Below are 13,498 nucleotides of genomic sequence, written 5' to 3'. Positions count from 1 at the left end.
ATGCCCACCGACAAGACAAGCACTTTCGACGACGTCATCGCCGAGCTACGCGACGGCATGACCATCGGCATCGGCGGATGGGGTTCGCGCCGCAAGCCGATGGCGTTGGTCCGTGCGCTCGCCCGCTCCGAAGTCAAGGACCTCACCGTGGTGACCTACGGTGGCCCCGACCTCGGATTGCTCTGCGCGGCAGGGAAGGTGCGCCGCGCGTACTACGGCTTCGTCTCGCTCGACTCGGCTCCGTTCTACGATCCGTGGTTCGCCAAGGCGCGCACCAACGGCGAGATCGAGGTACGCGAGATGGACGAGGGCATGGTGAAATGCGGCCTCGAAGCAGCCGCCGCACGCGTGCCGTTCCTGCCCATTCGTGCCGGCCTCGGCTCCGACGTCCTCAACTTCTGGGAGGGTGAGCTGAAGACCGTCACCTCGCCCTATCCCGACGCCGACGGCCGGACGCAGACGCTGGTGGCCATGCCGGCGCTGAAGCTCGACGCCGCCTTCGTGCACCTGGATCTGGCCGATGCCCACGGCAATGCCGCATACACCGGGGTCGACCCGTACTTCGACGACCTCTACTGCGCGGCCGCCGAACGTCGCTATCTCGAGGCCGATCAGATCGTCTCCACCGAGGTACTCGTCAAAACCGTCCCACACCAACGTCTTCTGCTGAACCGAATGGCCGTCGACCGCGTCGTCCACGCGCCCAACGGCGCTCACTTCACGTTTGCCGGGGAGTACGGCCGGGACGAGAAGTTCCAGCAGTTCTATGTGGCGTCGGCGAAGGAGCCCGAGACCTGGGACGCGTTCTCGCGCCGATTCCTCCAGGTCGACGAACAAACCTACCAGCGAGAAGTGACCGCCTGGCAGGACGAGCAGAAGGAGACCGGACAGTGAGCACCGCCGAAACCGCGACCACGCCCGGTGAATCGTCCGGTACGGATGAACCCACCCGCGCCGAGTACTGCGTGATCTCCTGCGCCGACATCTTCGCCGGCGCCGGCGAGATCATGGCCTCGCCGATGGCGCCCACTCCCCTGCTCGGCGCCCGGCTCGCGCGTCTCACCACCGAACCCGACCTGCTGATCACCGACGGCGAGGCGCTGATCCTCGCCGACACCCCGCCGATCGGGAAGACCGGGCCGATCGAGGGGTGGATGCCGTTCCGCAAGGTGTTCGACGTCGTGGCATCGGGTCGGCGCCATGTCGTCATGGGCGCCAACCAGATCGACCGGCACGGCAATCAGAACCTGTCGGCGTTCGGTCCGTTGCAGCACCCCACTCGTCAGATGTTCGGTGTGCGTGGCGCGCCCGGCAACACCATCAACCACCCCACCAGCTACTGGGTGGCCCGCCACACCGCGCGCGTCTTCGGCGAGTCCGTCGACATCGTGTCGGGCGTCGGTTTCGACAAGGTTGATCCGGAGAACCCGGCCTTCGACGACCTGAACATCCATCGCGTGGTCACCAACCTCGGCGTCTTCGACTTCGGCGGACCAGGCCACACCATGCGGGCCCTGTCCCTGCATCCCGGGGTCGGCGCCGACGAGGTCGCCGAGAACACCGGCTTCGAGGTCGAAGGCCTTGCCGACGCACCCGAAACGCGCCGGCCGACGGCAGAGGAGCTCGGTCTGATCCGGGACGTCCTCGACCCGAAGGGCATCCGCAACAAGGAAGTCCGATGAGCAGTCCCACCAGCGCACAACCGAGTCCCGCGCGCGCCGCCGGACTGTCGACGTCGTTCACCGAGCTCGTCGGCATTGAGTACCCGATCGTCCAGACCGGCATGGGATGGGTGTCCGGACCGTCGCTGACCTCGGCAACCTCGAACGCCGGCGGGCTGGGCATCCTGGCGTCGGCCACGATGACGTTCGCGGAACTCGAGGCGGCCATCGCGAAGACGAAATCGTTGACGGACAAGCCATTCGGTGTGAACATGCGTGCCGACGCGACCGATGCCCCCGAACGCATCGACCTGTTGATCCGAGAGGGCGTCAAGGTCGCCTCCTTCGCGCTGGCCCCGAAACCCGAACTGATCGCGAAGCTCAAGGACAACGGCATCGTCGTGATCCCGTCGATCGGTGCGGCCAAACATGCCGTCAAGGTCGCCTCGTGGGGTGCCGACGCAGTGATCGTCCAGGGCGGCGAGGGCGGTGGTCACACCGGACCGGTCGCCACCACCCTGCTGCTGCCGTCGGTGCTGGATGCGCTGTCCGCCAAAGGTATCGACATGCCGGTGGTCGCCGCGGGCGGGTTCTTCGACGGCCGTGGGCTCGCCGCCGCACTCGCCTACGGGGCTCAGGGCGTGGCCATGGGCACCCGGTTCCTGCTGACGTCGGACAGTGCCGTGCCCGACTCCGTCAAGCAGGAGTACCTCGCCCGCGGTCTCGGCGACACCGTTGTCTCGGTCAAGGTCGACGGCATGCCGCACCGCGTGTTGCGTACCCCGCTGGTGGAGGCGCTCGAGAGCGGGAGCCCGGCCCGGGCCCTCGTCGCCGCGGCCCGCAATGCCAACGAGTTCAAGCAGATGACCGGCATGCGCTGGACGACGATGCTCAAAGACGGGCGCACGATGAAGAAGTCGGGCGAACGCACGTGGCAGCAGGTCATCATGGCGGGCAACACCCCCATGCTGCTCAAGGCCGGCCTCGTCGAAGGTGACACCCGCGCCGGCGTGCTCGCCTCCGGCCAGGTCGTCGGCATGATAGACGACCTGCCCAGCTGTGACGAGTTGATCCAGTCAATCATGACGCAGGCACACGAACGGCTGAAGGCTCTCGGGTCGTTGGGCTAGGGGCCGCGGCCGCCGGGCCTTCGAGGCTCGTCGCTAACGCTCCTCGCACCTCAGGCAGCAGAAGGTGCTCCCTGAGGAGGCCCAGAGCTTGCGAGGGGCCGTCACCCCCCGCCCCCTGAGGAGGCCCGGAGCCTTCGAGGCTCGTCGCTAACGCTCCTCGCACCTCAGGCAGCGCAGGGAGGGCCGTCACGAAGGGTCCGGTACGTTCGGACCGTGACGACCCCGGAAGTCCTGCGCCTGAATTCGGTCGACTTCGTGCGGCAGTCCCGCGCGATCCTCTCGGACATCGACCTCACCATCCGTGCCGGCGAGCGGTGGGCGCTCATCGGCCCGAACGGCGCCGGCAAGTCGACGATCCTGAGCCTGTGCGGCGCGGAACAGCATCCGACGCGCGGGACCGTCCATGTCCTCGGACACCAACTGGGGCGCGTCGAGACCCGGAAGCTGCGCGAGTCCATCGGCCACGTCAATCCGCGGCATCCGCTGCGGTCGCCGCTGTCGATCCGCGAGGTGGTGCTGACCGGTGCGACGGGCACGACCGAGCTGATGGACCACCGGGAACCCGCACCGGAGACACTGGCCCGCGCCGACGAACTGATCGAGATGCTCGGCCTGGGCGCGCTCGCGTCGGCGCCGTGGACGAACCTGTCGCAGGGCGAACGTGGCCGGACCCTGATCGCCCGCGCGCTGCTCTCCGATCCTCGACTCCTGCTGCTCGACGAACCGTCGACCGGCCTCGATGTGGCTGCCCGCGAGCGTCTTCTGCAGACCGTCGACCGGCTACACCGTACACATCCCGATCTCGCGACGGTGCTCGTCACCCATCACCTCGAGGAACTACCCGAGACGACCACGCATGCCGTGCTGGTGACCGGCGGCCGTATCCTCGCCGCCGGGCCGGTTCACGACATTCTCACCACAGCCCTGGTGACCGAGTGCTTCGACCACCCGATCGAGATCGCCCACCAGGAAGGGCGGTGGTCGGCGCGGGGGGTCACAGCGTGACGACGGCCCTATTCGCTGCTCCCTGAGAAGCGAGCTTGCGCGCGTCACGAAGGGTTCGTAACCTCGTATCGCCAGGACCCTTCGAGGCTCGTCGACCTCGACGCGCTCCTTCGTCGCTTGCTCGGCCCGGCGGCTATCGCTCCTCGCACCTCAGGGAGCAGGGGTTATGTTGTTCTTCCGGCTCAGAGAGCAGTGGTTACGTCGCCCTTCGGATCAGAAGGAGCGACGGCAGCTACGCCGACGGCGTCAGCGTCCAGCCGGCGGCTGCGGTCCGCTGGTTCCAGAACTCGGTGTATCGCCCACCGCGGGTGAGCAGTTCGTCGTGGGTGCCGATGTCGTCGACGCCGCCCTGATCGTCGAGCACGACGATCTGGTCGGCGGCGATCACGGTGGACAGCTTGTGCGCGATGACCAGCACCGTGCTGCGGTCGGCGAGCCGGCGGATGGATTCCGCGACGTGGGACTCGTTCTCGGGATCGAGAGCGCTGGTCGCCTCGTCGAACAGCACGATCGGCGCGTCCTTCAGCAGGGCGCGTGCGATCGAGACTCGTTGCCGCTCACCGCCGGACAGGGCCGAACCGCCCTCACCGACGACGGTCTGCCAGCCATCGGGCAGCCGGTCGACGATCGAGGTGACCCCCGCGGTCTCGGCGGCTGCTCGGATCTCGTCGTCGGTCGCATCTGGCCGTCCGAGTTTGATGTTCTCCCACAGGGTGTCGTCGAAGAGGTAGACGTCCTGGAACACCTGGGACAACTGGCCCATGAGTGCACCGGTCTCCTGCTCCCGCACGTCGACGCCGCCGACCTTCACGACGCCGCCGTCGACGTCGTAGAACCGGGCGATCAACCGGAAGATCGTCGACTTACCCGACCCCGACGGGCCGACGAGTGCCGTCATCGTGCCGGGGCGGGCTCGCAGGGACACATCTCGCAGGACCTGCGCTCCGGTCTCGTACCCGAAAGCGACACCGTCGAGTTCGACAGCACCCGGTTCGGTGATCGGCGTCGGCTGATCGGGGGTGGGCATCCGGTCGGTGTCGAGCACCCCGGTGATGCGGTTGATCTCGTCGGTGGACATGCGCAGCGTCGAACCCAATTCGGCGAGTTCGCCGATCGGGCCGAAGAAGCGTGCGGCGAGGCCGAAGACGGCGATAAGCAGGGCCGGCTCGATGTGGCCCGCCACGGCCAGCCCCGCGCCGAGCGCGAGCACGGCGCTGAAGACGACCTGCACCGACAATCCGTTCAGCAGGATGCCGAGGATCGAGCGCCAGAGCATCGACTTGCCCACGCGTGCTTGCTGTCCGAGTGCGTCGGCGAGCGGCTTGTGCGCGGAGTCCGAGTCGCCGAAGGCCCGCAGCACCGCCTGGCAGCGGGCGAACTCCAGGACCCGGTTGTTGACCTTGACGGCCTCGGCACGCTTACGGCCCTCGGACTTCGCGAGGAACGAACTCGACAGCTTGCCGACGTACATCAGCAGCAGCGTCCCGGCGACCATCAGAAGGCCGATGCGCCAGTCGAAGAAGCAGATACCGATGACGACCACGACGGAGCTCACCATGTTGACGACGACCGGCGTGATGTAGTGCGCCCCGGTGCTGCCCACGAACATCGTTCCCTTGACCGCGATCTGGGAGACGTCACCGACGCGGTCGCGGGTGAACCAGCCGAGCGGCAGCGTGACCATGTGATCGCCGAGACGGTGGTGCAGCATGCGCATCGCGTAGAGCGCCATCGTCATGCCCTTGAGCGACTGCACGTAGGCACTGACCGCACAGATGACGACCAGAACGGCCAACGGCCACAACCACATCGCGGCGGCGGAGAGGTCACCGGTCAGCAGGTGTTCGACGATCGGGACCAGGGTGAGCATTGCCAGCCCCTGCGCGACGCCGTAGACGACCACCCAGGTCAGGAAGACGACCATCCGGGCACGTTCGGAACCCAGGATCGTGTAGAAACCGCGGATCATCGTGCCACCTCGTTGCTCGTGACCGCGCCCCGCGCGATCTCCTCGTCCTGCCTGGTGGTCCCGGCCTCGTAGGAGGCCCACATCGACGCGTACAACCCGCCGCGGGCGACCAGTTCGTCCTGCCGACCCTGTTCGACGACCCGACCCCGATCCAGGACGACGATGTTGTCCGCGTGCGTGATCGAGCCCAGACGGTGCGCGATGACGAGCACCGTGCGCCCGACCATCAACGCGCCGATGGCCTGCTGGATCTGCGCCTCCGACTCCGGGTCGGCGAAGGCGGTGGCCTCGTCGAGGACGAGGATCGGGGTGTCGGCGAGCAGGGCCCGCGCGATCGAGACACGTTGCGCCTCACCGCCGGAGAAGTGCGCCCCGTCGCCGACCACGGTGTCGTAACCGTCCGGCAGCTCCAGGATGCGGTCGTGGATCTGGGCGGCGCGGGCGGCGTCGTAGACCTGCTCGTCACTCGCGTCCGGACGGCCGAGCCGGATGTTGTCGCGCGCCGACATCGTCAGCAATTGCACGTCCTGGAGCACGAACCCGACGTGGCGATAGAGCTCGGTGGGCGCGATGTCGCGGACGTCGACCCCACCGATGCGCACCGCACCGGAGTCGGGATCGCCGAAGCGAGGCAGCAGCGTCGCAAGCGTCGACTTGCCGCTTCCCGACGGCCCGACGAGAGCGGTCACGGTTCCCTCGGCCAGTTCGACACTGACCCCGTCGAGCGCCTTCACCCCGGACGGGACCCCGAGGCGCGGCGGATAGGTGAAGTGCACGTTCTCGATCCGCACATCGTGCCCGGCGGGCACCTGGGGGTTCTCCGGAACCGTCAGCTCTGGTTCGGCGAGCAGCGAGGCGATACGCAGGGCGGCGGCCGAGGCCTGCTGACGGGTGTGGACCGCGGTTGAGACCGTGAGCAGCGCGGTCGGCAACACCATCGCGATCAGCGTCGACCCGACGAGCTCGACCGGCTGGACCCAACCCCGGTCCACGAGCCAGTACCCGACTCCGAGGTTGACCAGCAGGATCAGCGGCGCGCTGATCAGGACGGTGGTGACCGCCTGTACGCGGAGCATCGGCCCCATGTAGCCGGCGAAGTCGTCGTTGAACTCGTCGGCGGCATCGACGAACCGCCGGTGCGCCTTGCCGGTCTGTCCGAAGGTCTTCACGACGGCGACGCCCGAGATGAACTCGACGATGGTGGCACTGATCCGCGCGACGCCCTTGTCCATCTTCTCCATCTCGGTCGTCAGGTCACGAGCCATGTAGGAGTACGTCAGCGCGTACAGCGGCACCGTCGCGATCGCGAGCAGCCCCAGGCGCCAGTCCAGGTAGAAGCAGTAGATCAGCGCGAAGATCGGCGACAGCATCGCGGCCGTGGCCTCGACGGTCGCGTGCGCGACGAGATAGTGCAGGTCGGCGACATCGTTCTGCACCGACTTGCGGACCGCACCCGAGCTGGTCCGGCTGAACCACCCCAGCGGCAGCCGACCCAGCTTGTCCGCGATGCGGATTCGGAGTTGCGCCTGGAGATCGAGATCGGCGAAGTGGGTGATCGCGAGCGCGAGGAAGCTGAAGGCGGCGCGAGCGCCGAGCCCACCGACCACCAGCCACACGACCAGCCAGACGCGCCCGGAATCGACCGGCCCCGGTTCGAGCAGGATGCGCCCGAGTTCGACGATCCCGATGAACGGCACCACCGTGGCGGCGGAGGCGAAGATCTGGACGAACTGGGCGAGCATCGTGCGCTTCTTCACCGGGGCCAGGACGTCGGCGAGGGCAGCGGCTTTCGCCCTGGACTCGGATCTGGCCTGAGCGCGCGCGGCTTTCGGATCGTCGGGTTCGACGTCGACGTCGGAGACTGGTGCCGGCGCGGCCACATCGGTTCCGCCAATTGTCATACGCGCACAATAACGGCCAGACGCTGGGAAAGGAAAGCTACCCTAACTTCGACGCGCGTGGTCAGCGCGGCAGGATGCCGTCGAGGACCACCGACAGGTACTGATCGGCGATCGAGTCGACCGTCATCGAGCCCCCGGGCCGATACCACCGCACGGCGACCCACACGGTGTCGCGCATGAAGCGGTAGACGAGTTCGACGTCGAGATCGGCCCGGAATTCCCCGTTTTCTACGCCGCGCTGCAGCACCGACTGCCACAGCTGCCGGAATTCGACGTTCAGTTCGGAGATGTAGGCGAAACGTTCCTGGCCGGAAAGACGCTTTGCCTCGTCCTGGTAGATCGCCACCGCGTTGCGTTCGGCATCGATGGACTCGAACGACGCGATGACGAGGCCCCGCAGGGTCTCGGTCGCCGACTTGCTCGACGCCGCGATCTGCCGGTAGCGAGCGAACAGGTCGTCGAGAAAACCCCGCAGGATCTCGTCGACCATCGACTCCTTCGAGTCGAAATGGTGATACAGACTCCCAGAGAGGATTCCGGCCGCGTCGGCGATGTCCCGGACAGTCGTCGAGCGCAGTCCCTGCTCGGCGAACATGCGCCCGGCGGTCGCCAACAACTCGTCCCGGCGCGACGAACGAGTCGGCGCGTCGGCGGTGCTCGCAGCGGTCCGTCCGTTCGCGTCGATCCTGGTCTGACCTCGTGGTGACAAGCGCATCCTCCTGGAAGAGTCTGCGCTCACCCTAGCAAGCGCTTGGCCGGGACCGTCGGACGACGATCCCGGCCAAGAGCACCGATGTTATGCGCCGAGGCGCTTGCGCACCTTCTTCATGGCGCGGTTGTTGAAGAACTTCCACAGCTTCAGCTGGTTGTTGGTCAGCCTGGTGTCCTTGGGCAGGAACGGTGGCGACATCATCTCGGCAACGCTGACCGGCAGCGTCGAGAACGCGACGGCCCGAGCATGGCTGAAGGTCTCGAAACCGGTGCGGCCGTGATACCCGCCCATTCCGCTGTTACCGACGCCGGCGAACGGCAGTTCGCCACTGAACAGGTGGATGGCGAAGTCGTTGCCGTTGATCGAACCACTGCGGGTGTTGTCGGCCAGCTTCTGGAACCGCTCGTTCTGATCGCCGCACCAGTACATGGTCAGCGGATGCGGGTGCGAGCCGATCTGGCTGATGACCTCGGACAGGTCGCGGTAGGGGTACACGGTCAGCACCGGACCGAAGACCTCGTCCTCCTCGATCTTCATACCCGCCTTGACACCGGTGAGCAGCGTCGGCGGGATCTTGCGGCGTTCGGCGTCCGGCAGCGGTTCGCCGCCGGGGATCACCTGACGCTTCGTGGCGCCGAGCTGCTCGGCGTCGTCGATGAGCCCGAGGATCCGCTCGTAGTTCTTCTGGTTGATCGTCGACGTGAACTGCTCGTTGTCGATGATCGTCGGGAAGTTCTCGGTCCACCGCGCGACGACCTTGTCGGTGAACTCACCGAGCTTGGCCTCGGGAACGAAGACGTAGTCCGGGCACAGGCACACCTGGCCGCCGTTGACCATGCGGGCGTCGGCGAGCATCGTCGCGGCCTTGTCGATGTCGGCGTCGACGTCGACGACGGCCGGGTTCTTGCCACCGAGTTCGAGGGTGACCGGGATCAGGTTCTTCGCGGCCTCCTGGGCCACCGAGGCGCCCACGCCGGGCGAGCCGGTGAAGAACATGTGGTCGACCTTGAGCTTGGCGAAGTCCGATCCGGAGCCGTGCTTGGAGGTGGCGATCGCCAACTCCTCGATCGAGAAGTAGTTCGGTGCGTGCTTGGCGATCACGTCGGTGGTCTTCGCGGTCACCGACGACGGTCGCATGATGACCCGGTTACCGGCGGCGAACGCCGAACCCGCGGGCACGACCGTCAGCTGCAGCGGGAAGTTCCACGGCCCCATGATGCCGACGACGCCCAGCGGGTCGTGGCGGATGCTCTGCTTGTACCCGAGCAGGCCCTGCACCTTCGCGACCTTCGACTCGGCCATCCACTCCTTGACCCCGCGACGCTGGTGGGCGAGGTCGATCATGCAGCCGGCCACATCGGCGGCGAGCGAGAGCTCGCGCGGGCGGGCACCGAAGTCCTCGGCCAGCGCGGCGGCGATCTCGTCGGCGTTGTCGAGGAGCAGGGCTGCAAGCCGCGTGATGCGGTCGATGCGCGTGTCGGCGTCGGGGATCCCGTCGCGCAGGAACGCCGCGCGCTGGATCTCGACCAGTTCGGTCAAACTATGCGCTTCCGACGAGACGCCACGCGTCGCGCCGGTGGCGCCGGTGCTGGTGTGCTCAGCAGGCTTGGTCATCGAGATCCCCTCAGCTAGGTCGTGCTGCACCTGACGTGCGGCGGTTGGAACGAAATGGTCCGCGTGTGCCACACAATAGTATGCGCCAGATCACACCCGTATGTGGGCACGCCTGTTGTCAGAATGGTACGGCCTCGAGAGGGGAACGTCGAGGGGCGAACTGTGGCCCTCAGGCAGCAGAGGTGGTGACTCTCAGCCGAGCCGCTCGATGATCGTGACGTTGGCGGTCCCGCCGCCCTCGCACATCGTCTGGAGTCCGTAGCGGCCGCCGGTGCGCTCGAGTTCGTTGAGGAGGGTCGCGAACAGCTTGGCGCCGGTGGCGCCGAGGGGGTGACCGAGTGCGATGGCGCCACCGTTGGGGTTGACCTTCGCCGGGTCCGCGCCGGTCTCCTTGAGCCACGCGAGCACGACCGGCGCGAACGCCTCGTTGATCTCGACGACGTCGATGTCGTCGATGGACATGCCGGTCTTGTCGAGGGCGTACTTGGTGGCCGGGATCGGCGCGGAGAGCATCATCACGGGGTCGTCGCCGCGCACGGACAGGTGGTGGATGCGGGCTCGCGGTGTCAGATTGTGTTCCTTCAGCGCGCGTTCGGAGACGACGAGGGTCGCCGACGACCCGTCGGCGATCTGCGAGGCGACGGCCGCGGTGAGCCGGGAACCATCGGCGAGGACCTGCAGGCCGGCCATCTTCTCCATCGAGGTCTCGCGCGGGCATTCGTCGACGACGCAGTCACCGAGGGCGACGTTCTCGTTGTCGAACTTGCCGTCGGCGATCGCGGCCCGGGCCCGCTCGTGCGACTGCAGCGCCCAGCGCTCCATGTCCTCGCGACTGATGTCCCACTTCTTCGCCATCATGTCGGCGCCGAGGAACTGCGAGATCTGCGCGTCGCCGAAACGTTCCTGCCAGCCGGCGGATTCAGCGGTGGGCGTGGTGAATCCGAACTCCTTGCCCGAGATCATCGCCTGCGAGATCGGGATGGCGCTCATGTTCTGCAGGCCGCCGGCGACGACGATGTCCTGGGTTCCGCTCATGATGCCCTGCGCTGCGAAGTGGATGGCCTGCTGGCTGGACCCGCACTGCCGGTCGACGGTGGTGCCGGGCACCTCGAGCGGGAGACCGGCTGCGAGCCAGGCGGTCCGGGCGACGTTGCCCGCCTGGCCACCGATGGCGTCGAGGCAGCCGAACACCACGTCGTCGACGGCCGCGGGGTCGATGCCGGTGCGCTCGACGAGTGCGGAGATGATGTGGGCGCCGAGATCGGCGGGGTGGGTCTTGGCGAGCGAGCCGTTGCGCTTGCCGACCGGGGTGCGGACGGCGTCGACGATGTAGGCCTGGGGTGTGGTCATGGTCGGTGCTCCTTGAATCGGTAGAAGTCGTTGGCGGTCAAGCACGCTGGCTGGAGATCGAGACGACCTCGCCGGTGAGGTAGGTGGTGTAGTCGCTGGCCAGCATCGCAACGGTCGCGGCGACCTCCCAGACCTCGGCCGCGCGCCCGTAGGCCTCTCGGGAGGCGAGTTCGTCGAGGAGGTCGTCGCTCGTGACCTTGGCCAGGAACGGGTGTTTCGCGATCGACGGTGCGATCGCGTTGATGCGCACCCCGACGTCGGCGGCTTCAAGTGCCGAACAGCGGGTCAGGGCCATCACCCCGGCCTTCGCCGCGGCGTAGTGCGCCTGTCCGCGCTGGGCCCGCCAGCCGAGGACAGAGGCGTTGTTGACGATCACGCCGTTGTGCTCGACCGAGCCGAAATACCGCAGGGCTGCGCGGGTGGCGCGGAATGTACCGGTGAGCGTGATGTCGAGGACACGATCCCATTCCTCGTCGGTCATCTCGGCGACCGGGGTCTCGCCGCCGAGCCCGGCATTGTTGACCAGTACGTCGATACGTCCGAGTTCGGTTGCGGCATCGGCGATCAGCGCGTCGACCTCCGCGGTGACCTGCACATTGCAGGTGCGCTGGGTGACCGTGCGCTCCGGGAATTCCGCCGACAGCTTCTCGGCGGCCTCACCGAGGCGTCGTTCATGCCAGTCGCTGATGAGCACATCCGCGCCTTCGAGCAACGCACGCCGGGCCGACGCGAAGCCGATTCCCGTTCCGGCGGCGGCGGTCACCACGACCTTCTTGCCCAGCAGCAGGCCGTGCCCGGCGATCTCGGCAGGCGGTGTGGCCAGCGGCGAGACCGCTCGGCCGGCCGCCCGGGCCCCGTTGACGTCGACTCCGGTCATCTCAGCGTGCCTCTCGGGGTAGGCCGAGCACGCGCTCGGCGATGATGTTGCGCTGCACCTCGTTCGAGCCGCCGTAGATGGTGTCGGCGCGGGTGAACAGGTAGAGCCGTTGCCATTCGTCGAGTTCGACGTTCTCCGGGTCGGCGATGTCGTTGGCCTTGCCTTCGGCGGTCGCGGCCGGCCCGATCAGCGACGGTGCGCCCACGACGTCCATCGCGAGCTCACCGAGGTCGCGATGCCAGTTGGCCCACAACAACTTCGAGACCGAGGCCGCACCCGCTTGCGAGGTCACGTCCCCGTCCAGCGTCCGCTGGGCGTGGGCGCGCATGACCATCAACCCGATATCCGCCCGAGCCAGCCGCGACGCGATCTCCGGGTCGTCCAGCGCCCCGTTGGCTCGCGCGAGATCGGTGAGATTGCCCAGCTCGCGCGCGAATCCGACCTGCTGACCCAGCGTCGACACCCCGCGCTCGAACTGCAGCAGCCCCATCGCCACCTTCCAGCCGTCGCCCGGGTCACCGACGATGAGATCGGCATCGGTTTCCGCGTCGTCGAAGAACACCTCGTTGAATTCTGAAGTGCCGGTGAGCTGTTGGATCGGGCGGACGGTGACGCCCGGTTGGTCGAGCGGCACCAGCAGGAAACTCAGTCCGGCATGGCGCGACGATCCCTTCTCGGTACGCGCGATCACGAACACCCACTGCGCCACGTGGGCGAGCGAGGTCCAGATCTTCTGGCCGTTGATGATCCACTTGCCGTCTTCGAGCCGCGCCGACGTGGACACGCCCGCGAGGTCCGATCCGGCGCCCGGCTCGGAATAACCCTGCGACCACAACTCGGTGACATCGACGATGCCGGGCAGGAAACGCCGCTTCTGCTCGTCGGTCCCGTAGGCGATGAGCGTGGGGCCCAACAGTTCCTCGCCCAGATGATTCACGCGCGCAGGTGCGTTTGCACGTGCGTACTCGCGATGGAAGATGATGCGCTGTTCGAGCGTCGCACCACGACCGCCGTACTCGACCGGCCAGCCGATGCAGGTCCACCCGGCGCGCGCGAGGTGACGATCCCATTCGAGGCGCTCGGCGAAGAACTCGTGTTCGCTGCCCGGCCCCCCACGACCCTTCAGATCGGCGAAGTCGCCGGCGAGGTTCTCGTCGAGCCACGCACGCACCGCGGCCGCGAACTCGGTGGTGGCGTTCGGTGTCGATTTCGCCCATTCACCCAGGTCGACGGCACGATCGGCGAGATTCGTCGTGGTCATGGGCGCTAGCATAACGCA

At 67.4% G+C, this 13,498-nt stretch carries 11 protein-coding genes; 4 read left to right on the top strand and 7 right to left on the bottom strand.

Features of this window, described 5'->3' with window-relative positions; genetic code table 11:
* The 4 genes from KB201_RS17860 (at nucleotide 1) to KB201_RS17845 (ending at nucleotide 3,796) form a co-directional block, all read left to right on the top strand.
* Entirely contained in the window at nucleotides 1–894 is an 894-nt protein-coding gene (locus KB201_RS17860) for a CoA transferase subunit A (protein WP_058253935.1), read from the top strand.
* A complete protein-coding gene (locus tag KB201_RS17855; protein WP_211540027.1) occupies nucleotides 891–1,682 on the top strand; it encodes a CoA-transferase subunit beta in 792 nt (263 codons plus the stop codon). Before KB201_RS17860 ends, KB201_RS17855 begins: the two co-directional genes overlap by 4 nt.
* Nucleotides 1,679–2,791: a nitronate monooxygenase family protein gene (locus tag KB201_RS17850; protein WP_058253933.1), complete on the top strand. Its 1,113-nt coding sequence runs from the start codon at nucleotides 1,679–1,681 to the stop codon at nucleotides 2,789–2,791. The genes KB201_RS17855 and KB201_RS17850 overlap by 4 nt, the downstream gene beginning before the upstream one ends.
* Before the next feature lie 213 nt (nucleotides 2,792–3,004).
* Nucleotides 3,005–3,796 (top strand): ABC transporter ATP-binding protein, encoded by a 792-nt coding sequence (locus KB201_RS17845; protein ID WP_211540025.1) that lies wholly within the window; start codon nucleotides 3,005–3,007, stop codon nucleotides 3,794–3,796.
* Between the two features lie 232 nt (nucleotides 3,797–4,028).
* On the opposite strand, the gene KB201_RS17840 is transcribed toward KB201_RS17845, so the two are convergent.
* The 7 genes from KB201_RS17840 to KB201_RS17810 form a co-directional block, all read right to left on the bottom strand.
* The gene (locus KB201_RS17840; protein ID WP_078112631.1) at nucleotides 4,029–5,765 is read right to left on the bottom strand and encodes an ABC transporter ATP-binding protein; all 1,737 of its coding nucleotides are present in this window, start codon (nucleotides 5,763–5,765) and stop codon (nucleotides 4,029–4,031) included.
* Nucleotides 5,762–7,666, bottom strand: a complete 1,905-nt coding sequence (locus KB201_RS17835; protein ID WP_211540023.1) for an ABC transporter ATP-binding protein — start codon at nucleotides 7,664–7,666, stop codon at nucleotides 5,762–5,764. The genes KB201_RS17840 and KB201_RS17835 overlap by 4 nt, the downstream gene beginning before the upstream one ends.
* Before the next feature lie 61 nt (nucleotides 7,667–7,727).
* Nucleotides 7,728–8,375, bottom strand: a complete 648-nt coding sequence (locus KB201_RS17830) for a TetR/AcrR family transcriptional regulator (RefSeq protein ID WP_058249973.1) — start codon at nucleotides 8,373–8,375, stop codon at nucleotides 7,728–7,730.
* Nucleotides 8,376–8,462: 87 nt separating this feature from the next.
* Complete coding sequence (locus KB201_RS17825; RefSeq protein ID WP_068971976.1) at nucleotides 8,463–9,992, bottom strand: aldehyde dehydrogenase family protein; 1,530 nt, start codon at nucleotides 9,990–9,992, stop codon at nucleotides 8,463–8,465.
* Nucleotides 9,993–10,184: 192 nt separating this feature from the next.
* The gene (locus KB201_RS17820; RefSeq protein ID WP_078112634.1) at nucleotides 10,185–11,342 is read right to left on the bottom strand and encodes an acetyl-CoA C-acetyltransferase; all 1,158 of its coding nucleotides are present in this window, start codon (nucleotides 11,340–11,342) and stop codon (nucleotides 10,185–10,187) included.
* A 37-nt stretch (nucleotides 11,343–11,379) separates the two neighbouring features.
* Nucleotides 11,380–12,219, bottom strand: a complete 840-nt coding sequence (locus KB201_RS17815) for an SDR family oxidoreductase (RefSeq protein WP_058249907.1) — start codon at nucleotides 12,217–12,219, stop codon at nucleotides 11,380–11,382.
* Nucleotide 12,220: 1 nt separating this feature from the next.
* A complete protein-coding gene (locus tag KB201_RS17810) occupies nucleotides 12,221–13,480 on the bottom strand; it encodes an acyl-CoA dehydrogenase family protein (RefSeq protein WP_078112635.1) in 1,260 nt (419 codons plus the stop codon).
* Nucleotides 13,481–13,498: the final 18 nt, after the last annotated feature.

This window comes from Gordonia sp. SCSIO 19800 (assembly GCF_018132775.1).
Taxonomy (GTDB): Bacteria; Actinomycetota; Actinomycetes; order Mycobacteriales; family Mycobacteriaceae; genus Gordonia; species Gordonia hongkongensis.
This window is presented reverse-complemented; position numbering and strand designations above follow the sequence as displayed.